This is a genomic window from Pseudomonas sp. LBUM1652 (assembly GCF_059716105.1).
In genome coordinates, this window is the sequence record NZ_CP166804.1 from 1,328,442 (window position 1) to 1,347,998 (window position 19,557).

Here is a 19,557-nt window from a genome sequence, read left to right on the forward strand (position 1 = left end):
CTCCCTTCGAGGGGCTTTCCCGTTTATGGAGAAACGAAAAATGGCAACCCGCCAAACCTACACCGTGCTCGTCCCATTCCCCACCGGCGGTGGGCACTGGTCGAGCGTCGGTCAAGACCTTGATCTGCTCGACGTCGAGGCCAGTGCCCTGCACACCGCCGGTCGACTGGAACTGAAAACACCTACCACCCAGGCCAAAAAGGCCGCTGCCAAGAAGGCTGACTGAACATGGCTGAGGTTCTGAACTTCGAGCACAACGGCATTACCGTCAATGCCACTGAATCCCCCGAGGCCATGGGTGGCCTGGGTGACAACGTCATCGGTCTGGTCGGCACCGCGCCGAAGGCTGATCCGCTGATTCCGCGTAACGCCCCGTTCCGCATCAACAGCTTCACCACCCATGCGCTGCTCGATCCGACCGGTTCGGAAGAGGGCACCCTGTATCACGCGGTTTACCAGATCCTCAAAGTGGTCAAGGTGCCGGTGTATGTGGTGATTGTCGAAGCGGGCGCGACTCCGGCCGACACCGTCAACGCAGTGATCGGCGGCGTCGAGCCGGCGACTGGCCGCAAGCTCGGTCTGGCGGCACTGGGCAGTGTCCCGGAAGACCTGACCATCATCGGCGCGCCGGGCTTCACCGGCACCAAAGCGGTGGCCAGCGAGTTCGCCTCGTTCGGCAAGCGCATCAAGGCTCGTGTGGTGCTGGATGGCAAGGACGCCTCGGTCGCTGACCAAGTCTTGTACAGCCAGGAACTCGGCGGCGCCGATCTCGGTTTCGACCGTTGCCTGGTGGTGCACAACATGCCGGCCGTGTACTCGAAAGCGGCGAAGAAAAACGTCTTCATTGCATCGTCCAGCCTGGCGATTGCTGCGCTGGCCAAGGTCAAGCAGTGGGAGAGCCCGGGCAACCAGGTGACCTACGCCGAAGACGTTTCCCGCGTCGTGGAATACAACATCCTCGACACCTCCACCGAAGGCGATCTGCTCAACCGCTACGGCGTCAGCTACTACGCCCGCACCGTGCTCGGCGGCTTCTCGCTGCTGGGTAACCGCTCGATCACCGGCAAGTTCATCAGCTACGTCGGCCTCGAAGATGCGATCAGCCGCAAGCTGGTCAAGGCCGGCCAGAAAGCCATGGCCAAGAACCTCACCAAGTCGTTCATGGATCAAGAGGTCAAGCGCATCAACGACTGGCTGCAAACCCTGGTCGCCGACGAAACCATTCCTGGCGGCAGCGTGTATCTGCACCCGGAACTCAACAGCGTCGAGAAGTACAAGAACGGCACCTGGTACGTGGTCATCGACTACGGCCGCTACGCGCCGAACGAACACATGGTTTATCAACTCAACGCCCGCGATGAAATCATCGAGCAGTTCCTGGAGGACGTTCTCTAATGTTTACCAACCGCGTAAGACAGGCCATCGCGGCCACCCTGCAAGGCCTGCCGCTGTCGGCGACCGTAGAAGAATTTACTCCGCCGAAGATCGAATTCGATGTGGAAGAGATGCGTGGCGGCCGCTTCATTGTTGAAGAAATGGTCAAGGGTGGCAAAGCGCTCAACGCCAAGTTGACCCTGCAAGGCATGGGCACAGAAGTCATGCTCGCACTGGGCGTGAAACTGGGCGACGACATCCTGCTGAACGTGCGTGAGGCTGGTCAGGATCAGGACGGCAACACTTGGTTCACCTATCACACCGTCGGCGGCAAGCTGAAATCCCTTGAGGAAACCGCGGTGAAGATGGGCGAAAAACCCAAGACCAACCTTGAGCTGTCCTGCCGCACCTACAACCGCCTGGAAAACGGTATCCCGGTGATCGACATCGACGTGCGCACCCAGAAGTTCGTGCTCAACGGCGTCGACATCCTCGGTGATGCCCGTCGTGCGGTGCTGATGCCGTAACCCTCCCATCACCACATAACCCTGTAGGAGTGAGCCTGCTCGCGATGAGGCCAGCACATTCAACATCAATGTGCCTGAAAGACCGCTGTCGCGAGCAGGCTCACTCCTACAAGGGAATTGCTACACCCCTCAAGAATCACCAAGGAATTCATTCATGTCGTGGATGCCACCCAAGCATGACCTGTTGTCGCCAATCACCGGCGATGACGGCGCGCAGATCGAGCAGATCCAACTCAAACCGCTGTTCTACGCCGCGCAGAAAGAAGCGCTGGAACGCGCCGGCGATGACGAAGACGATCAGTTCTTCGAGCTGGCGCTGTTGGCCACCGGCCTGTCGATCAAGGAACTCGACCAGCTCAAACGCCCGGACTACGTGAGCATTGCCCAGTACGTACACGAGATGTCGACCCGGCCGGCGTCGTACTTCCGCGACCAGGTCGAAGACGCGGAAAAAACCGACGATCCGGATGAGGTGCAACTGCTGCAACCGCTCGCCGTAACCGGCCGCACCGTGACTTCGCTGTCGCTGGAAATGCCGGCATTGCGCGCCACCAAAGTGATGAAGAAACTGAAAACGGCCAAGGAACGCGCCGAGTTCATCACCGCCCATTGCACCGGTCTGATGATCCCGGATCTGGCCCACTTGACCGTCCCTGACTGGACTCAGCTACAGGTGCGCATAGACGATTTTTTAAACCAGCCGGCGGCCTACTTTCGGAACGCGACATCGAAGTAATCCTCGATATCGTCCCGCTCATTTACCCGGTAAGTGAGGCGGAAATTCTGGAATGGGACGCCGAAAAGGCGTTGCGCCGCTACGACATAGCGATCACTCGCCTTGGCGTGAAACAGGAGTAGAGCGGCAATGGCAGAGAGCAAATTTTCGCCCATGAATGTCGGTGACAGCGCCGGCGCAGGATTTGGCAGTATCACCCTGAGCGTTGCCGCGCTGAACGCAGGTGCGGGGCGGCTTGCCGTGGAGCAGATCAGCGGGCTGCGCCAGGCATTGCTGACGGCCAGCGGAAGAATCGTGCTGCTGACGACGGCAATCGATGCATTGAGCGTGACTCTGTCCGCATTGCGTGCGTTGCCACAGGCAGCGAGTGCCGAAGCGAAGAGTGAGTCATCCGGTGGGCAGAAAACACCGGAAAAATCTTCCACGGGAGCTGAGCTTCCCGAGACGCGCAAGGCAGCGATTGCCATGGATTCGGCTGCGGCCACTCTTGCGAGTGTGGCGCAGCTTTCCCGCGACGACGGGAAAGACATGGCACTCACGAGCCTGAAAATGGCCAGTGCCACCTTGGTGGCTGCCGGAGGCACTACCGGGGTCGAGCTGGTCAAGATTGAAACCCTGGCAGCCAAGGCGGGAGTCGGCAGCGAAGCGGTAAACGACGAGGGCAAGAAACGCGAATTGCTGACGTTTGCCAGCGATGCGGCCATCACTGCATCGGCATTCAAGGTTACGGGGCTGGAAGCCGGCGAAATGTTGAAGGTCTGGCGCACCTCGATGAAGCTTTCGCGCGATCAAGCCCTTGATTTGGCGGATGCGGCCAATCATCTCGGCAAAATGCCCGGAGATGTCCAGGCAGGGGCTATCGGTTCTGTCTTGCAGCAGTCGGGTGAAGCTGCCGTCGGCGCAGGCTTTCAACCCGAACAAGCGGCGGCGTTGTCGGCGGCGTTGTTGAACAGCGGCCTGAAGAAAGACGATGCCGGTAGCGCACTGAAGAACATTTCCGATGCGTTGGCCAAGGGCGATCAAGCGTCCGAGGCTGAAAAGGCTGCTTGGAATCAATTAGGCCTGGATCCCAAGGCAGTCGCGCAAGCCATGCGCGATCCCGAGCACAAGGGCTTGCAGAAAGGCGCCGTTATCTCGGTACTGGCGGCTCTGAATAACAAATCACCGGAAGAGCGCTCGACGTTGTCCCGGACATTGTTTGCGGACAGTGGCAGTGCGGCGCTCTCGTTGTCCGGGGACTTGAGCAAGGTGAATGATGCCTTCTTGCAGGTGAGCGACAAGAGCCTGTACGCGACATCGAAGCTCAAGGAAAAAGGCTCGGTCAGAGAGTCCGCGATGGCCCTTGCCAATACCCAGCAGGGGCAGTTGAACATAAAAAATGCCCGTGAGGAGCGCTTGTCGGTCGCCAAAGGCAATGCGCTGGCGCCCGATATCGAAACGCCGGGTGAGAGTCATTCGGTAGACCAACTGAGCGAACTGGCCGAAACCTATCCGAAAACCACGGGAGTGGCTCTGACGGCGGCAGCCTGGATCAAACCGGTGTTCGATTTCGTGCTCGATGCAGTTGTCGGGGAGCTGAAAGATCGGGTTGGCAAAGGGATCGTGGATAAAGCTGCCAGTCGGCTCCCCGGTCGTTCAGGGCTCGCCCCATCCGCAGCAGCTGCAGTGACCGGCGTGGCTGAAACGCAGGGCGCTGCTCTTGCCAGCCGGACAGCAAATGCCGGCAACGGTTTGAAGATACTGGAACAGACTGCAAGGTCTGCTGCTCCGAGGCTGGAGCCTTTGGTTGCCTCGATACAGCCGGTGTCGCGTGCAATGCCCGGGCCGATGAAGGCGCTGATGGGGGCCTCCATGGTCGCCGAAGGTGTTGCCAGCGGTGACAAACAACAGATTGGCAAAGGCCTCGGCGCCGCCGGTGGTGCGTGGGCCGGCGCGCTTACCGGTAGCTCGATGGGCGCGACCCTGGGAAGTCCCGGGCTGGCGCCGGGCATGGCACTTGGGAGTGTCATTGGTGGACTGATCGGGGGATGGCTGGGCTTTGAAGGGGGAGGTTTTTTGGGGGAGAAACTGATGACTACCGCGCCGGACAAACTCGCCCCGCCGGCCGAAGTCGCCAAAGACCTGGCTGGCGCACAGACGCAAAATCAGCAGGTTTCCTTCTCTCCGACGATCCAGGTCACCTGTCCTGCCCCCGACACTGCCCAACAGATTCATTCGATTATCGAGCAACAGATTTCCGGTCAATTCCATGGCCAATTCATGCCGCTGCTGATGGGCGGTAACCCACTCGGGACGCGTCGTGATGCAGCCCTGACTGACGGAGCCGGTACATGAAACAACAAATGGCGCTGGGCAGTTTCATCTTCGGCCTGTCGCGTAATTTCGCCTACAGCACGCTGGCGCGAAAGTCCGACGGTGGCTGGACGGAACTGCCAATTCTCACCAGTAAACCCAAATCCCATCAGACCGGACAGAAGCCCGAAACCCTGACCATCGGCGGCACAGCGATGTACGCCGTGGCCATGGAGCGGCTCGATGAGCTGCGTGCGCTGCAAGCGTTGAGAGTACCGCTGCCGTTGATTGACGGCATTGGTCGCAACTGGGGTTTGTGGCGAATCAACAGCATCGATGAAAACCAGAGCGAGGTCATCGATGACGGCACCGCGATGGTGATCAAGTGGGTGATCGGATTGTCGGAGTTCAACAATGCGTAAGGTACGAAGCGTGGCCGGTGATTCGCTGAATTTGTTGCTGTACCGCGAAACCGGTCGCAGCGATGACAGCGCCGAAGAAGCCCTGTGGACACTCAACCCGACCCTGGCCGAGCACGGCTCGATCCTGCCGGCAGGTGTCTGGGTGACACTGCCGGAACTCGACAGCAAACCCGCCGCGATCAAGCCGGTTCTGGCTTGGGACTAAGGAGGTTGCATGGCACAGGGATTTACACCGGCGATCGAAATCTACGGCGCCAACCACGCCTTGCTGAACCAGCGTCTGATCAGTTGGGAGCACATTGATGCTGCCGGGATGGAGTCCGATCAACTGACATTGGTGATCGACCTGGAAGGCCTTGAAGGCTTGCCGACTCTGGGCGGAACAATCGGCCTGCGGGTTGGCTATCTGGAGTCCGGGCTGGTCGAAAAGGGCCAGTTCAAGGTGACTCGACTGACCCCGACGCTGTTTCCGTTGCGCTTGACGCTGGTCGCTACCGCAGCGCCTTTTAGCGGCAAGGATGAGACCCGATTCAAGGAACGGCGCACGGCCAGTCATGGCCCCACAACCCTTGGCGCACTGTTTCGCCAGTTGGTCTCGCCGCACGGTTTTTCGCCGCGCGTCGATCCCGAACTGGCGCTGATCCGGATTGCTCATGTTGATCAGTCGAACGAAACCGACATGAGCTTCATCACGCGACTGGCGCTCAAGTACGACGCGGTGGCCAAACCGTACAACGACCTCTACGTATTGGCGAAACCTGCGCAGCTCAAAAACCTGTCGGGCCAAGTGATACCGGACGTCAGGCTGTCGGTGACCAGTAACAATCGACCGGGTGATCACGCCTTCATCAGCGCCACACTGGAAGAGACCGCTCGTACTCAGAATCAGGGTTGCAAGACCTGCTTCTGGGACATCGCCGCCGGCAAACTGCGCGAGGTGATAACCGGTTCCGAGCCCTACAAGGTCATTCGCCAGAAACAGGCCAGTGAAGCAGAAGCCAAAGCTATCGGCGAAGCCGAGGTGCGCAAGATGCTGCGCGAGAAATACAAGCTGAGGGTCACCTGTCCGGGCGATCCGCTGCTGGCTGCCGAAGGCCTGTTAGTGCTCGATGACACCTGGCCAGACTTCATGCGCGGTCGCTGGTCGATCGAAAAAGTCACCGCCAGCGGCAAGCGTGAGGAAAGCTACCGCTGCTTGATCGAGGCAACCGGCCTCGATCCCAAAGCCTGATCCCTCCACAACATCCTGTGGGAGCGGCCTGCTCGCGAAGAGGCCGGCATAGCCAACATTGATGGCGACTGACCCAGCGCTTTCGCGAGCAGGCTCGCTCCCACATTGGGTTCTGCGTTAACTCCCTCTAATTCCGGAACACCAACATGAAGATCACCCCGATCCTCACGCAACTGCGTGCGCAATGCCCAAGCCTTGCCAATCACATCGCGGTGGGTGTCGACCTGGTGTTGCTGCAAGGCAAGCCCGATCTGCCGACACCTTCGGCCCACGTCACACCGCTGGCCGATCTGGCCAGCAACAGCACCGCACAAAACCTCACCTGGCAACCGATCCGCGATCGCTTCGAAATTGTCCTGGTGCTTGACGCCACCGACGCGACAAAAGCGCTGGATCTGTTGCATGACCTGCGCGCCGAACTGTGGCGCGCACTGGTGGGTTTCAAACCCGATACCGACTACAGCGTCATCGCCTATGACGGCGGTGAACTGGTCTCGATCAACAGCAGCCGCGCCTTTTATCGGCTGCGCTTTTTTGCCGAGTTCCAGCTCGGTCGCAATCTGCCGAGTCAGCCTGCGGAGAGTTGGCACGAACGTGAACTGGACGGTTTGTCGTCCTTTACCGGGGCCACCGTGCGGGTCGATGCGATCGACCCGGCCGACCCCAACCTGAAACGCCCGGGCCCCGATGGGCGCGTGGAACTGACTTTCTCTGGAGACGTAACCCCATGAGCAATCGCATCACCGTAGTGCCGGCCGCTGGCCGTGCCGTGCCAGATCCGGAGGCGGGCGATCTGCTGCCTCTCGAAGGCCGTGAAGTGCTGGACAGCGCCTGGTGGCGCCGACGTCTGGCCGACGGCGACATCACACTCAAAACCGCAAAAGCGGCTAAACCACAGGGAGCCAAATAATGGCGATCGGATTCAGCAACATCCCCGCGGACATTCGTGTACCGCTGTTCTATGCCGAAATGGACAACTCGGCCGCCAATAGCGCGAGCTCGACCATGCGCCGTTTGATCGTGGCTCAGGTCAACGACAACATCGCCCCGACTGAAGTCGGCAAACTGGTTTTGGTCTCCAGCGTGGCGCTGGCAAAAAGCATCGGTGGCCAGGGCTCGATGCTCGCCTCGATGTACGAGACCTTCCGCAAGGCCGACCCGATCGGCGAGATCTGGTGCCTGCCGCTGCACAACGCTGAAGGCGCCATCGCCAAAGGCGTGCTGACCCTGACCGGCACCGCGACTCAGGCTGGCGTACTCAACCTGTATGTTGGTGGTGTGCGTGTGCAAGCCACCGTGGTCAACGGTGCTACCGCCGCTCAAGCAGCGACTGCGCTGGCGCAGAAAATCAACGCCACGGCCGATCTGCCGGTGAGCGCTGCGGCTGCCGAAGGCGTCGTGACCCTGAACGCCAAATGGACTGGCGACAGCGGCAACGACATCAGCCTGCAATTCAATCGCCTGGGCAAGAGCAATGGCGAAGAGACCCCGGCCGGCCTGACCTCCGCAATCACCGCCATGACCGGCGGCGCCGGCGTGCCGGATCAGATCGCTGCCGTTGCGGCACTGGGTGACGAGCCATTCGAGTTCATCGCACTGCCGTGGTCGGATCTGTCGACCCTCAACACCTGGCAAGCGGTCATGGATGACAGCACCGGTCGCTGGTCGTGGGCCAAGCAACTGTTTGGTCATGTCTACAGCGCCAAGCGCGGCACCGTCGGCACTCTGGTGGCGGCCGGTCAGGCGCGTAACGACCAGCACATGACCATTCAGGCGCTGGAGCCGGGTGTTCCGCAACCGTTCTGGGTACAAGCTGCTGCACTTGCTGCGCGCACTGCGGTGTTCATCTCCGCCGACGCCAGCCGTCCGACCCAGAGCGGCAGCCTGCCGGGTGTCGATCCTGCGCCAGCGAGCGAGCGTTTCACCCTGACCGAGCGTCAGTCGCTGCTCAACTACGGCATCGCCACTGCGTACTACGAAGGCGGTTACGTGCGCATCCAGCGTTCGATCACCACCTACCAGAAAAACGCTTACGGCCAGGCCGACAACTCCTATCTGGACAGCGAAACCATGCACCAGTCGGCGTTCATCGTGCGTCGTCTGCAAAGCGTGATCACCAGCAAATATGGTCGGCACAAACTGGCCTCCGACGGCACCCGCTTCGGCGCCGGTCAGCCCATCGTCACCCCGAGCACCATTCGCGGTGAGCTGATCGCCCAGTACGCCAAACTCGAACTGGAAGGCCACGTCGAGAACGCCGAACTGTTCGCCGAGCACCTGATCGTCGAGCGCGACGTGCAGGACCCGAGCCGCGTGAACGTGCTGTTCCCGCCTGATTACATCAACGGTCTGCGCGTGTTCGCACTGCTCAACCAATTCCGTCTGCAGTACGACGACGCGGCTTGATAACCGCGTTTAGCGTCAAGCATTCAGCCCACCTCGCGTGGGCTTTTTTATTCAAGGGAGTAACACCATGGGTCAACTGATTGCAGGCACCTGCTACGTCAAGGTCGACGGCGCGCAACTGACTATCAACGGCGGCTGCGAAGCCCCGCTGATGGCCGTAAAACGCGAAACCGTCGTACCCGGCTTCTACAAGGAAACCGACATCGCACCGTCGTTCAAAGTGACCGCGCTGCACACCGCCGACTTCCCGCTGAAGAAGCTCATCGAAGGCACCGACATCACCGTCACCTGCGAATTCAGCAACGGCAAAGTCTACGTGCTGGCCGGTGCGTACCTGGTTGAAGAGCCAGTCTCCAAAGGCGATGACGCCACCATCGAACTGAAATTCGAAGGCATCAAGGGGACCTGGCAATGAGTGGCGCCGTGAAGCTTCAGGTTGCGATCGAAGCTCACGGCGAGCCCCTGACCGAACTCGTCCTGCGCCGTCCGACGGTGCAGGAAGTGCGAGCGATCAAGGCGCTGCCGTACAAGATCGACAAGAGCGAAGAGGTCAGCCTCGACATGGACGTCGCGGCCAAATACATCGCCGTGTGCGCCGGCATTCCGCCGTCGTCGGTCAACCAGCTCGATCTGGCTGACCTCAACGCGCTGAGCTGGGCTGTTGCGAGTTTTTTCATGAGTGCGGCGTCGGCGCCATCACCGACCTGATCGCAGTCGCCTATGACCTGGCCTGGTTCTGGAAGGTTGACCCCGAACAGATGATGGCCAGGCCACTGGATGTGCTCCGCGAATCGCTGGAGCACGCGCAACGGATCAATGCGATGCAGCAGGTGCAGTGATGGCAGACACAGATAGCAAACCGAAAACCTCGGTGCTGATTACTGGCATCGATGAGCTGTCGCCCAAACTCGGTGCCCTTCGGGCCAAGGTCGAGAGCTTCAAGAAAAACCTCGAGCAGACCGGTCTGGGCAAACTCGATATCAGCGGGTTGTTCAAGGGCGGCAGCGTGATCACGCCGTTCGTGGACGGCATCAAATCGGCGGCAGCCTTTCAGGGGAAATTGACTGAAGTCAGCGAGACGGCGAAAACCGTCGACCTGCCTGGCGCGCCGAAAGTCGCGGCGCAGAACATGAACGTGTTCAGTGCTTCGATGGAGAAGGTTTCCAATGCGGTGAATGCCGCGCTGGTGCCGGCGGTCGGTGCCGTGGTCGTTGGACTTGAGCCGATGCTGACGGGGTTCGGCAGTTTGCTCGATGACAACCCGGAGCTGGTGCAGGGGCTGGCGGCGGGGGCCATCGCGTTTTCAGCGATGCAAACCGCCGTGGCCGGAGCGACCCAGGTGTTCGATGTCATGAGCATGGTGATGAAGGCCAACCCGATCATGCTGATTGCCACAGGCATTGCCTTGGCCGCCGGTTTGATCGTGGCTTACTGGAAACCGATCTCGACGTTTTTCATCGGCCTCTGGCAAAAGATTGCCCCGGTTGTCATCCCGATGGCGGAGTTTTTCAAGACCATGTTCGGCTACACGCCGCTGGGACAGTTGATCAGCAATTGGGGGCCAGTCACGGCGTTTTTCTCTGTGTTGTGGGAGGGCGTCAAGGCTGTTGCCGTGCCGGTGATCGAGTTCTTCAAGACCTGGTTCAACTACTCGCCGCAAGGGTTGATCATCAATAACTGGATGCCGTTGGTGGGGTTGTTCTCATCGATCTGGGATTTGCTCAGGGCGGTGTCGGTACCCGTGCAGGCCTTTCTCAAGAGCTTCTTCGATTGGTCACCGCTTGAGGTGATCCAGGCAATCTGGGGCGCAGTGGTCAGTGTGTTCACGGCGATCTGGGATTACATCAAGCTGCCGTTCCTGGCGATGTACGCGATTATTCGAGAGCAGTTGGGTTGGTCGCCACTGGAAAAAATCATCGAGAACTGGGCACCCGTTACCGCCTGGATCGAAAAGTGGGCGCAGAAGTTTCAGGACGCCATCGCACCGATCAAGGCGTTTTTCAACGGCGGTTTCGGCGAGCTGATTGCCGATGCCAAGGCCCGCGTGGATGTCTTCACTCAGGCTCAGCTGAAGACTAATGCCGAAGGCAAAGGCGAGTTGGCGCCGGTGTTTTTCAAGGGCAGCAGTGAATCGACCTCTAGCGAGTTGTCGGTACCGGGAAACCTGGCAACACCGGGGCATTTGCCGGAAAAACCGCCTATGCAGGCCGGCTCACTGTCGCAAACCTCCAATACCCTGATCCAGCAAAGCGCCGCCAACAACCGCACACAACTCGAAGGCGGCCTGACCGTGCGCTTCGAAAATGCGCCGGCGGGGCTGCGTACTGATCAACCGCAAACCAATCAACCGGGCCTGGCGCTGTCTTCGCGCATCGGCTATCGCTCGCTGTCGGCAGGAGGTTCCAATGAACTGGCGTGACCGTTTGTTGCCGGCATCCTTTCGCGGTGTCGGGTTCTGGATCGATCAGGCGAAAACCCCGGTCGGTCGCAAAGGTCAGTTGCATGAGTACCCGCAGCGTGACCTGCCGTTTTTCGAGGACCTCGGCCAGCAGGCCAAGACCCACGATCTGACGGCGTTCATCATCGGCCCTGATTGCCTGGAGCAGCGCGACAAGCTGCTCAAGGCACTGGAGGCGGGCAGTGGTGAACTGGTGCATCCGTGGCTCGGCCGCCTGCAAGTCAAGGTCGGCGAGTGCGACATGACCCACACCCGCCAGGACGGCGGGTTGGTCACGTTTGCGCTGAAGTTCTATCCCGATCAGCCGCTGCCATTTCCGACCGCCACCGTCAGCACCCAGAAGGTCTTGTTGTCGAAAGCCGACACGCTGTTGGGTTCTGCGGTGGCGCGCTTTGAACAGGCGATGACGCTGATCAAGGCTGCGCGGATCGGCATTGCCAATCTGCGCAACAGCCTCACCGGGGTATACGAGGTGATCAAGGAGCAGCTCAAACCGCTGATTGCGCAATACAAACAGATCACTGAGTTGGTCAAAGCAGTCAAGGAATTGCCCAAAGAAGTGTCGGCGGAATTCAAGGGCTTGCTCGGCGATATCAAGGAGCTCAAGGAATTCGCGAAGGAAGGCTACCGTGGCGTGATTGCCGACGTGTCCCAACAACTCGAAGCCATCCGTAAGGCTGATGCGCCGAAGATCACCACCGGCAAGGACACCAACGCGGCGGCGCAAGCCATGGCCGATCTGGTGCAGGACACCCTGCTGGTGAAAGTGGCGCAATGGGTGGCGTCGATGCCGATAGCGACCCCTGCGGTGAAACTGTCATCGACACCGTCGGTGGCTCAGCAGGCGGATCAACCGGTGACCCGTCAGGAAGTGCCGGTGACCGATGAGATGAAAGCTCTGCAGAAGGCTATCGGGGTGGCTATTGATCCGATGCTGGACAAGGCTGATCCCAAGCATCACCAGGCAATCAATGATGTGAAGGAAGCGCTGCTTGCGCATCTCAAGGCAGTGGCGTCGTCCGGTGTGCGGCAGGTCAGTAAATCGTTCCAGGAAAGCCTGCCGGCGCTGGTCGTGGCCTACAAGCAATTTGCCGATGCCACACGGGTGACTCAAGTGACTCAGAGCAACAAGATGAACCATCCGGGCTTTTCACCCAACGACGTGAAAGTGTCCAGGGAGTAAACCATGAGCGAGATGGATAACCGCGTCACGCTGACGGTCAACAACATGGAATACGGCGGCTGGAAAAGCGTGGAAATCAGCGCTGATCTGGAGCGCCAGTTCCGTACCTTCAAACTCGACATCACTTGGCAATGGCCGGGGCAGACGGTCGATCAGCGGATCAAACCGGGCGACCCGTGCGAAGTGAAGATCGGCAAGGATCTGGTACTCACCGGTTACGTGTTCAAGGCGCCGATTCGTTATGACGGCCGGCAGATCAGCCTGAGTATCGAAGGCAGTTCCAAGACTCAGGACCTGGTCGATTGCGCTGCCACCAACCGGCCCGGTCAATGGCAGGAACAACCGTTGCTGACCATCGTACAGGCGCTGGCGATGGAGTACTCGCTGATGGTCGTCAACGAGATCCCCGAGACATCGCGGCTGGCCAAACACACGATTGTGCCGGGTGAAACGGTGTTTCAGTCGATCGACCGTTTGCTCTCTCTTTTCCGGGTGTTTTCCACCGATGACGAGCAGGGCCGGCTGGTGCTGGCCAAGCCCGGCAGTGGTGGTCGGGCCAGTGATGCGCTGGAGCTGGGCAAGAACATTTTGTCGGCCAACGCGCCGATGGATCAAAGCCAAGTGTTTTCCGAATACCGGGTGATCGGCCAGCAGAAAGGCTCCGACAAGAAGAGCGGGGCGGCGGTCAGCGAGGTTGAATCGACGGCGGCTGACCTGACCTTCAAGCGTCGGCGCACCACCATCATTAACGAAGGTACGGCGCTGACCTTTGAGTTGGCTCAGCAGCGCGCCCAATGGGAAAGTGCCACCCGAATGGGCCGGGCGCAGTCCACCACTTATCAAGTGCAGGGCTGGCGTCAGTCCAACGGTGATCTGTGGCGCCACAACACGCTGGTGAAGGTCACGGATCCGGTGCTCGATTTTGAGGGCGACATGCTGATTTCGAAAGTGACTTATTCACTGTCGGCGCAGGGGGCGGTGACGACCCTGCAAGTCGCGCCGCCGCATACCTTCGATCCTGATCCAATCCCACCGAAAAAAACTTCGGCCTGACACCGCCCCTGTAGGAGTGAGCCTGCTCGCGATAGCGGTAGACCGGCCACTGAAAGGTCGACTGCACTGACGCCATCGCGAGCAGGCTCACTCCTACAGTTGACCGCGTCGTGCCCATCTTTTGAAGGACAATTCATGAGCCTACTGACACGCCTGCTGGCGCGCGGCACTGTCGTGCTCGCCAATTCGGCATCCAAGCTGCAATCGCTGCAAATGCGCCTCACCGCCGGGGAAGTCAACGACGACCTCGAGCACTTCGAACCCTACGGTTTCACCAGCCACCCGCTGGCTGGCGCCGAGGGCGTCGTCACCTTCCTCGGCGGTGATCGTTCCCACGCCATCGCCCTGGTAGTCGCCGACCGCCGCTATCGCCTGCAATCGCTGGCCGCCGGTGAAGTGGCGATCTACACCGACGAGGGCGACAAGATTCACTTCAAGCGCGGGCGGATCATCGACATCGAAACCGCCACGCTGAATATCCGCGCCAGTACCGCTGTGAACTTCGATACACCAGTCATTAATCAGACCGGGAAAATCGTTTCCACTGGCGATCAACTCGCCGGCGGCATCAGCCAGATCAAACACGTGCACGTCGGCGTGCAGGCCGGCAACGGCCAGACCGGTGCGCCGGCAGGAGGCAAGTGATGTTCATCAGCCAGAACCTCCATGCCGCGCTGACCCGTGCCGTGCTCATCAGCCTGTTCACCTGGCGCCGTGCCGCCGATGACGACGCCCTCGACGACGACGAACGCTACGGCTGGTGGGGCGATACGTTTCCCACCGTCGCCGACGACCGTATCGGCTCGCGGCTGTGGCTTTTGCGCCGGGTCAAGCTGACCCGACAGACCCAGATGGATGCCGAGTTCTATGCCCGTGAAGCCTTGCAATGGCTGATCGACGACGGCCACTGCAGCGCCATCGACATCATCAGCGAACGCCTCGACGCCCAGCGCCTGAACCTGCGCACGGTCCTGACCCTGGCCGACGGTGAACGTCTGGACATCAACCCCGATAACAGTTGGCAGGTGATCTATGCCGTTTGAAACCCCTTCGCTACCGGTGCTGATCAAGCGCACCCAAAGCGACCTGGCCGGCGATTCGCTGCGCCAGTCCGATGCGCAAGTGCTGGCCCGCACCTTAGGTGGCGCCGCTTATGGCCTGTACGGTTATCTCGACTGGATTGCCGAGCAGATCCTGCCGGACAAGGCCGATGAATCGACCCTGGAGCGCATCGCTGCATTGCGCCTGAACCAGCCACGCAAACCCGCGCAAGTGGCCACCGGTAGCGTCAGTTTTACTGCGACCGCCGGTGCGGTGCTCGACGTCGATACGTTGCTGCAATCGAGCGACGGTCGTACTTACAAAGTCACCGCTTCGCGCACCACGGTGAATGGCGGCAACAGCACCACCATCGCTGCACTGGATGCCGGCAGCCTGGGCAATGCCGACGCGGGTCTGGCGCTGACCCCGGTACAACCGATCGCCGGCATCGTCGGCAACAGCTTCATCGTCTTGGCGCCGGGGCTCAGTGGCGGCGTGGCGCGCGAAAGCCTGGAATCGCTGCGCTCGCGGGTGATTCGTTCCTATCGTGTGATCCCGCACGGCGGCTCGGCCAGCGACTACGAAACCTGGGCGCTGGAAGTGCCGGGCGTGACCCGCGCCTGGTGCCGTGGCGGCTTGCTCGGGCCGGGCACAGTGACGGTGTTCATCATGCGCGACGAGGATCCGCAACCGGTGCCCAATGACGAGCAACTGGCCGAGGTTCAGGAATACATCGAACCGCTGCGCCCGGTCACCGCCGAAGTGCATGTGCAGCGACCGGTTCAGGTGCCGGTGGTATATCGCTTCAAGAGCGTCAACCCGGACACCACCGCCGTGCGCGCCGCCGTCGAAGCGCAGTTGCGCGATCTGCATAACCGCGAGGCCGACCTCGGCGTGCCGTTGCTGATCAGCCACATTCGCGAAGCCATCAGCAGCGCCGGTGGCGAATACGATCACACGCTCACCGCGCCTTCGGCTGACGTGCCGGCCGGGCAAAGTGAACTGCTGACCTTCGGAGGTTGCGTATGGGGGGCATAAGAACCGTCGCGCAATATCAGGCGCAGTTGCGTGCGCTGTTGCCTGCAGGTCCCGCATGGGACCCGGAACAAGTGCCGGAACTGGAGGAAGTGCTGCAAGGCGTCGCCGTCGAACTGGCCCGCCTCGACGCCCGCGCCGCCGACCTGCTCAACGAAATGGACCCGGCCGGCGTCAGCGAACTGGTGCCGGACTGGGAGCGGGTGATGGACCTGCCCGACCCATGCCTGGGCGCCACGCCACTGTTCGACGACCGTCGCCTCGCCGTGCGCCGCCGCTTGCTCGCGGTCGGCAGCCAGGCCGTCGGCTACTACCTCGAAATCGCCAAAAGCCAGGGCTACCCCAACGCCAGCATCACCGAACACGAAGCCCCACGCATGGGTCGTGCACGGTTCGGTGCTGCGCATTGGGGCACGTGGGAGGCGCAGTTCATGTGGACGCTCAACACCGGCGGTCGCCTGTTGCTCGGTCGGCGTTTCGGTGCAAGTTACTGGGGCGAACGCTTCGGCGTGAACCCGGGCTCGGCGCTGGAATGCCTGATCCACCGCAGCGCGCCAGCGCATACCAAGGTGCACATCAATTATGACTAGGGAGGAATGACGATATGGATTATCCGAAGAGCGTGCCCAGTTCCGGTCTGGTGAATGGCATGTTTGTCGATGAGAACCCGTTGACCGGCACGCCGGGCTCGTTGATTCCGGCCACCTGGGGCAATGCGGTGACCGAGGAGCTGCTGACCGTGATTCGCGCGGCAGGTCTGGTGCCTTCCGAGAGTGAGTCGAACCAACTGCTCAAGTCACTCAAAACCGTGCTGTCCCAGGATGCCTTGCCCTTCGCCGCGCTGGCATTTCCGACGGTGGCTACGGTTGATGGCCGCATCGCAGTGACCGCTGCGAGCGGCTCGGCGGGAGGCAACGTGTCGGTACCGGGCGGTGTTCTGGTCAGTCTCTGCGAAGAAGTGACCGTTGGCATGACAGCTCGGCCGCGTGGCTTGTTGACGACAGCTTGGGCATCGCCTGCGCTTGATATCAACAGCACTTATTTTCTGCGATTGCAGGTGCGTGACGGGGCACTGGTTTGCTACATGCAAAAAGGTGCCGATACCGATGCGATCCCAGCGGCATTGAAGGGCGGAACCGGGGGCAGCGGTGGCGGATTCGACTCCACCTGTATCGACATGCTTGTAGCCAAAGTGGTGACTGCAGGCGCAGGGACGGCGCCCAAGCTGACGCTGTTGGCGAACAAGGCGCGGCTTGAAGCCGTAGGGGTCTGGTCCGCTGCCAGTGGCAGTTACTCGGTAACGTTGAACTGGGCCCGTAAACCGCGCGCGTACATTGCAGGGATCTACGATTTTGACGGCAACGTGAAAACCGATTATGGCGTGGTCAGTGAAGAGATCGGGGTAGCTGTGTCAGGGACGCAGGTTGTACCAGAGGGTGGATTTACGGACCGTTATATGGGACGCGTGTTAATTGTCGCGTGGGCGCAGAACCTTAGTGCGGCAGGTGTCATCAATGCGCGCGTGCGTTGGGAGGTTTGACTATGAAAGCCATTATCGAAAACGGTTTGGTGACTGCTTTGGTGAACGGAGACGTCGATTGCGGCGTTGTGATTCCCATTGGCAAGCCGGTCTCCACCGGTTGGATCTATAAGGACGACACCTTCAGTGAGCCTGCCGCCGTGACCGTTTCGCAGGACGCAGCAGCAACAGCGGAGCGCCAATGGCGCACCGCAGTGCTCATCGAGTCTGACTGGCTGGTGATCCGTCATCGCGATGAACTAGACGCCGGAGTACAAACAAGTTTGAGTTCCAAGCAGTTTGCGAAGTTGCTCGCCTATCGCCAAGCCCTGCGTGATTGGCCCGCCGCAAGCGATGCCGTTGATACCGCGTCGCGCCCACAAACGCCTAAGTGGCTTGCCCGGTTGTCTCAACGAGTGGCTTGAAATATTGCTCCGATCAAGATCGGTTATCCGATCAATCAGTTGCGATCCCTTCGTGCTGTATCACCAAAGCCCACTCCAAAGTGGGCTTTTTTATTTTCAGAAACTGACCGTGGACGAGGTTGCAATGGCAGCGCTCGGGACGCGGTTCATTTGTATTTCAGAGGAATGAAAGACCTATGGATTATCCAAAAAGCGTCCCCAGCGTCGGCCTGGTCGATGGCCGCTTCGTTGATGAAAACCCGGTGGCGGGAACGCCGGGGTCGTTGATTCCGGCGGTGTGGGGTAACAGCGTTACTCAGGAAATCCTGAGTGTGATTTCCGGTGGCGGGCTGGTGGCTTCTGAAGGGGACAACAATCAGTTGTTCAAAGCGATTCAGGCGATTGTCGGTAATGCCAGCCCGATGCGTTCGGTCATCACTCGACTGGCTGCTTCCAAAACGCTGACCGAGCAAGAGCTCGGTCTCGTGTTGATCGACGGTAGCCCGGCGCCGATGACCTTACTGTTACCGGCGGTCAACGTCGCACTCGGTGTACGCGACGTGATTGTTCGTCGTGTGGACAACAGCGGCAATCGCCTGGTGATCCAGGCATCCGGCACTGACCGCATCCGTTTTCATACGCACCTTTCGCCGAATGGTTATCCATTCTTCGTACTGATGGGCGGTGGGGACTGGTGGCATTTGCGCAGTGATGGTGCGGGGAGTTGGTGGCCGGTTGGTCGCTTCGACAACACCCCGTTAGGCAGGCCGTTTTTCGAGACCACCGTGGTGCTGAGCCCCGGTGGTTATGGCGCGCTCAACGGCACGTTGATGAATCGTGCCGAGTGGCCATGGCTGTGGGATCACGCCCAACGTTCGGGAATGCTCAATACCGAGGCAACCCGTGCTGGAAATGAAGGTAACTGGACGCTAGGTGATGGCGCGTTGACCTTTCGAGGCCCGGAACTGCGCGGCGAATTCCTGCGGGTTCTGGACGAGGGGCGTAACGCTGACGTCGGCCGCGTCATGGGTACCAATCAAGCCGGCACGGTGCATTCGTATGCCTTGGGGGCAAACGGCGCCGGGACGGTGGGTTCGCGCTGGTCTGACAGCCTTTCTGCGGTGGGGCAGCAGACTCACGAAAATCAAACATGGGTCAAACCGAGCAACGGCGGCCCGATTTTTCCCGCAGGCACCAGTTGCCAGCAGGACGCTGCCAACACGCTTTTGTATACGTTTACGTCCCGTCCCCGCAACGTCGCCTATCCCGGCCGCATCAAGGTTATCTGAGGCTCAGCATGTTCAATTACTTAATGGATGACGCCGGCGCTCTTGTGGGGCCGGTGGAGTTTTTTGTGACGCCAGGCATCGGCGTTCAATTGCCCGCTAACGCGGTTCAACTGGCTTACGAATTGCCAGAAGCGGAACAGGGGCGTACCTGGGCGATGGCCAACGGTGTGCCTCGCGAGCTGATCGACCTGCGTGGCACCGTCTATCGCAAAGATAACGGTGCGAAACAGACCTGGAGTGAATTGGGAGCCCTGCCGGAAGACCTCACTGCCGAGCCGTGCCCCGACGAATTTCATCTCTGGCAGGACAACGCATGGGTGCTGAATGAACCCCTGCGTCTGGCGGACTTAAAGGCCAAAGTGATTGCTCTGCGTGACACCTTGCTGCGTGACGCCGTCCTGCGCATCGCCCCCCTGCAATACGCCGAACACATCGGCGATGCCAGCCATGACGAACAGTTGCTGCTAATTGAATGGAAGCTCTACAGGGTAGAGCTCAATCGCATCGACAAACAGGTCGGTTTCCCCGAACAAATCACTTGGCCGACTGCGCCTGGCGCGACTGTAGACAGCTGATCGCTGCACAGG

General features: G+C 60.3%; 24 protein-coding genes. All 24 read left to right on the plus strand.

The annotated features are described in order from the left end of the window. Nucleotides 1-40 precede the first annotated feature (40 nt). The 24 genes from ACA069_RS05885 (at nt 41) to ACA069_RS06000 (ending at nt 19,545) form a co-directional block, all read left to right on the plus strand. A complete protein-coding gene (locus tag ACA069_RS05885) occupies nt 41-226 on the plus strand; it encodes a hypothetical protein (protein WP_003222199.1) in 186 nt (61 codons plus the stop codon). A 2-nt stretch (nt 227-228) separates the two neighbouring features. Further along, nucleotides 229-1,395 (plus strand): phage tail sheath protein, encoded by a 1,167-nt coding sequence (locus ACA069_RS05890; protein ID WP_497616686.1) that lies wholly within the window; start codon nt 229-231, stop codon nt 1,393-1,395. Beyond that, nucleotides 1,395-1,901: a phage major tail tube protein gene (locus ACA069_RS05895; protein WP_497616688.1), complete on the plus strand. Its 507-nt coding sequence runs from the start codon at nt 1,395-1,397 to the stop codon at nt 1,899-1,901. The genes ACA069_RS05890 and ACA069_RS05895 overlap by 1 nt, the downstream gene beginning before the upstream one ends. Before the next feature lie 154 nt (nt 1,902-2,055). After that, nucleotides 2,056-2,637 carry a phage tail assembly protein gene (locus ACA069_RS05900; protein WP_497616689.1) on the plus strand — a complete coding sequence of 194 codons (582 nt, stop codon included), beginning with the start codon at nt 2,056-2,058 and terminating at the stop codon, nt 2,635-2,637. 129 nt (nt 2,638-2,766) lie between these two features. Continuing rightward, nucleotides 2,767-4,971, plus strand: a complete 2,205-nt coding sequence (locus ACA069_RS05905) for a phage tail tape measure protein (protein WP_497616691.1) — start codon at nt 2,767-2,769, stop codon at nt 4,969-4,971. Continuing rightward, the gene (locus tag ACA069_RS05910) at nt 4,968-5,351 is read left to right on the plus strand and encodes a phage tail protein (RefSeq protein WP_401269971.1); all 384 of its coding nucleotides are present in this window, start codon (nt 4,968-4,970) and stop codon (nt 5,349-5,351) included. The genes ACA069_RS05905 and ACA069_RS05910 overlap by 4 nt, the downstream gene beginning before the upstream one ends. Continuing rightward, nucleotides 5,344-5,556, plus strand: a complete 213-nt coding sequence (locus tag ACA069_RS05915; RefSeq protein WP_100847353.1) for a tail protein X — start codon at nt 5,344-5,346, stop codon at nt 5,554-5,556. The genes ACA069_RS05910 and ACA069_RS05915 overlap by 8 nt, the downstream gene beginning before the upstream one ends. 9 nt (nt 5,557-5,565) lie before the next feature. Beyond that, nucleotides 5,566-6,582, plus strand: coding sequence for a phage late control D family protein (locus ACA069_RS05920; protein WP_497616693.1), 1,017 nt, complete (start codon nt 5,566-5,568; stop codon nt 6,580-6,582). A 146-nt stretch (nt 6,583-6,728) separates the two neighbouring features. Continuing rightward, complete coding sequence (locus ACA069_RS05925) at nt 6,729-7,313, plus strand: phage tail terminator protein (protein ID WP_497616695.1); 585 nt, start codon at nt 6,729-6,731, stop codon at nt 7,311-7,313. After that, complete coding sequence (locus ACA069_RS05930) at nt 7,310-7,492, plus strand: DUF2635 domain-containing protein (protein WP_095188872.1); 183 nt, start codon at nt 7,310-7,312, stop codon at nt 7,490-7,492. Before ACA069_RS05925 ends, ACA069_RS05930 begins: the two co-directional genes overlap by 4 nt. Beyond that, complete coding sequence (locus tag ACA069_RS05935; protein WP_497616697.1) at nt 7,492-8,988, plus strand: phage tail sheath subtilisin-like domain-containing protein; 1,497 nt, start codon at nt 7,492-7,494, stop codon at nt 8,986-8,988. Before ACA069_RS05930 ends, ACA069_RS05935 begins: the two co-directional genes overlap by 1 nt. A 67-nt stretch (nt 8,989-9,055) precedes the next feature. Then, on the plus strand, nt 9,056-9,403 hold the full coding sequence (locus tag ACA069_RS05940) for a phage tail tube protein (RefSeq protein WP_007908779.1): 348 nt from the start codon (nt 9,056-9,058) through the stop codon (nt 9,401-9,403). Further along, nucleotides 9,400-9,696 carry a phage tail assembly protein gene (locus ACA069_RS05945; RefSeq protein WP_007908778.1) on the plus strand — a complete coding sequence of 99 codons (297 nt, stop codon included), beginning with the start codon at nt 9,400-9,402 and terminating at the stop codon, nt 9,694-9,696. Before ACA069_RS05940 ends, ACA069_RS05945 begins: the two co-directional genes overlap by 4 nt. A gap of 130 nt (nt 9,697-9,826) precedes the next feature. Beyond that, the gene (locus tag ACA069_RS05950; RefSeq protein ID WP_497616699.1) at nt 9,827-11,407 is read left to right on the plus strand and encodes a phage tail protein; all 1,581 of its coding nucleotides are present in this window, start codon (nt 9,827-9,829) and stop codon (nt 11,405-11,407) included. Beyond that, on the plus strand, nt 11,394-12,629 hold the full coding sequence (locus tag ACA069_RS05955; RefSeq protein ID WP_497616700.1) for a DNA circularization protein: 1,236 nt from the start codon (nt 11,394-11,396) through the stop codon (nt 12,627-12,629). The genes ACA069_RS05950 and ACA069_RS05955 overlap by 14 nt, the downstream gene beginning before the upstream one ends. Before the next feature lie 3 nt (nt 12,630-12,632). Then, entirely contained in the window at nt 12,633-13,682 is a 1,050-nt protein-coding gene (locus ACA069_RS05960; protein WP_497616701.1) for a phage baseplate assembly protein, read from the plus strand. Between the two features lie 135 nt (nt 13,683-13,817). Further along, nucleotides 13,818-14,327, plus strand: coding sequence for a phage baseplate assembly protein V (locus ACA069_RS05965; protein WP_401269992.1), 510 nt, complete (start codon nt 13,818-13,820; stop codon nt 14,325-14,327). Then, the gene (locus tag ACA069_RS05970) at nt 14,327-14,725 is read left to right on the plus strand and encodes a phage GP46 family protein (RefSeq protein WP_187679114.1); all 399 of its coding nucleotides are present in this window, start codon (nt 14,327-14,329) and stop codon (nt 14,723-14,725) included. The genes ACA069_RS05965 and ACA069_RS05970 overlap by 1 nt, the downstream gene beginning before the upstream one ends. Then, nucleotides 14,715-15,761, plus strand: coding sequence for a baseplate J/gp47 family protein (locus tag ACA069_RS05975; protein WP_497616703.1), 1,047 nt, complete (start codon nt 14,715-14,717; stop codon nt 15,759-15,761). The genes ACA069_RS05970 and ACA069_RS05975 overlap by 11 nt, the downstream gene beginning before the upstream one ends. Continuing rightward, complete coding sequence (locus tag ACA069_RS05980; protein WP_489878314.1) at nt 15,749-16,348, plus strand: YmfQ family protein; 600 nt, start codon at nt 15,749-15,751, stop codon at nt 16,346-16,348. The genes ACA069_RS05975 and ACA069_RS05980 overlap by 13 nt, the downstream gene beginning before the upstream one ends. Nucleotides 16,349-16,362: 14 nt before the next feature. Continuing rightward, a complete protein-coding gene (locus ACA069_RS05985; RefSeq protein ID WP_497616705.1) occupies nt 16,363-17,298 on the plus strand; it encodes a hypothetical protein in 936 nt (311 codons plus the stop codon). Between the two features lie 2 nt (nt 17,299-17,300). Next, nucleotides 17,301-17,702 (plus strand): phage tail assembly chaperone, encoded by a 402-nt coding sequence (locus tag ACA069_RS05990; RefSeq protein WP_497616707.1) that lies wholly within the window; start codon nt 17,301-17,303, stop codon nt 17,700-17,702. A 176-nt stretch (nt 17,703-17,878) separates the two neighbouring features. Further along, entirely contained in the window at nt 17,879-18,970 is a 1,092-nt protein-coding gene (locus ACA069_RS05995) for a phage tail protein (protein ID WP_497616709.1), read from the plus strand. A gap of 8 nt (nt 18,971-18,978) precedes the next feature. After that, nucleotides 18,979-19,545 (plus strand): tail fiber assembly protein, encoded by a 567-nt coding sequence (locus ACA069_RS06000; RefSeq protein WP_497616711.1) that lies wholly within the window; start codon nt 18,979-18,981, stop codon nt 19,543-19,545. Nucleotides 19,546-19,557: the final 12 nt, after the last annotated feature.

Coding starts and splice junctions, on each gene's coding strand:
- ACA069_RS05885 (WP_003222199.1), top strand. CDS start 41: ATGGCAACCCGCCAAACCTACACCGTGCTCGTCCCATTCCCCACCGGC.
- ACA069_RS05890 (WP_497616686.1), top strand. CDS start 229: ATGGCTGAGGTTCTGAACTTCGAGCACAACGGCATTACCGTCAATGCC.
- ACA069_RS05895 (WP_497616688.1), top strand. CDS start 1,395: ATGTTTACCAACCGCGTAAGACAGGCCATCGCGGCCACCCTGCAAGGC.
- ACA069_RS05900 (WP_497616689.1), top strand. CDS start 2,056: ATGTCGTGGATGCCACCCAAGCATGACCTGTTGTCGCCAATCACCGGC.
- ACA069_RS05905 (WP_497616691.1), top strand. CDS start 2,767: ATGGCAGAGAGCAAATTTTCGCCCATGAATGTCGGTGACAGCGCCGGC.
- ACA069_RS05910 (WP_401269971.1), top strand. CDS start 4,968: ATGAAACAACAAATGGCGCTGGGCAGTTTCATCTTCGGCCTGTCGCGT.
- ACA069_RS05915 (WP_100847353.1), top strand. CDS start 5,344: ATGCGTAAGGTACGAAGCGTGGCCGGTGATTCGCTGAATTTGTTGCTG.
- ACA069_RS05920 (WP_497616693.1), top strand. CDS start 5,566: ATGGCACAGGGATTTACACCGGCGATCGAAATCTACGGCGCCAACCAC.
- ACA069_RS05925 (WP_497616695.1), top strand. CDS start 6,729: ATGAAGATCACCCCGATCCTCACGCAACTGCGTGCGCAATGCCCAAGC.
- ACA069_RS05930 (WP_095188872.1), top strand. CDS start 7,310: ATGAGCAATCGCATCACCGTAGTGCCGGCCGCTGGCCGTGCCGTGCCA.
- ACA069_RS05935 (WP_497616697.1), top strand. CDS start 7,492: ATGGCGATCGGATTCAGCAACATCCCCGCGGACATTCGTGTACCGCTG.
- ACA069_RS05940 (WP_007908779.1), top strand. CDS start 9,056: ATGGGTCAACTGATTGCAGGCACCTGCTACGTCAAGGTCGACGGCGCG.
- ACA069_RS05945 (WP_007908778.1), top strand. CDS start 9,400: ATGAGTGGCGCCGTGAAGCTTCAGGTTGCGATCGAAGCTCACGGCGAG.
- ACA069_RS05950 (WP_497616699.1), top strand. CDS start 9,827: ATGGCAGACACAGATAGCAAACCGAAAACCTCGGTGCTGATTACTGGC.
- ACA069_RS05955 (WP_497616700.1), top strand. CDS start 11,394: ATGAACTGGCGTGACCGTTTGTTGCCGGCATCCTTTCGCGGTGTCGGG.
- ACA069_RS05960 (WP_497616701.1), top strand. CDS start 12,633: ATGAGCGAGATGGATAACCGCGTCACGCTGACGGTCAACAACATGGAA.
- ACA069_RS05965 (WP_401269992.1), top strand. CDS start 13,818: ATGAGCCTACTGACACGCCTGCTGGCGCGCGGCACTGTCGTGCTCGCC.
- ACA069_RS05970 (WP_187679114.1), top strand. CDS start 14,327: ATGTTCATCAGCCAGAACCTCCATGCCGCGCTGACCCGTGCCGTGCTC.
- ACA069_RS05975 (WP_497616703.1), top strand. CDS start 14,715: ATGCCGTTTGAAACCCCTTCGCTACCGGTGCTGATCAAGCGCACCCAA.
- ACA069_RS05980 (WP_489878314.1), top strand. CDS start 15,749: ATGGGGGGCATAAGAACCGTCGCGCAATATCAGGCGCAGTTGCGTGCG.
- ACA069_RS05985 (WP_497616705.1), top strand. CDS start 16,363: ATGGATTATCCGAAGAGCGTGCCCAGTTCCGGTCTGGTGAATGGCATG.
- ACA069_RS05990 (WP_497616707.1), top strand. CDS start 17,301: ATGAAAGCCATTATCGAAAACGGTTTGGTGACTGCTTTGGTGAACGGA.
- ACA069_RS05995 (WP_497616709.1), top strand. CDS start 17,879: ATGGATTATCCAAAAAGCGTCCCCAGCGTCGGCCTGGTCGATGGCCGC.
- ACA069_RS06000 (WP_497616711.1), top strand. CDS start 18,979: ATGTTCAATTACTTAATGGATGACGCCGGCGCTCTTGTGGGGCCGGTG.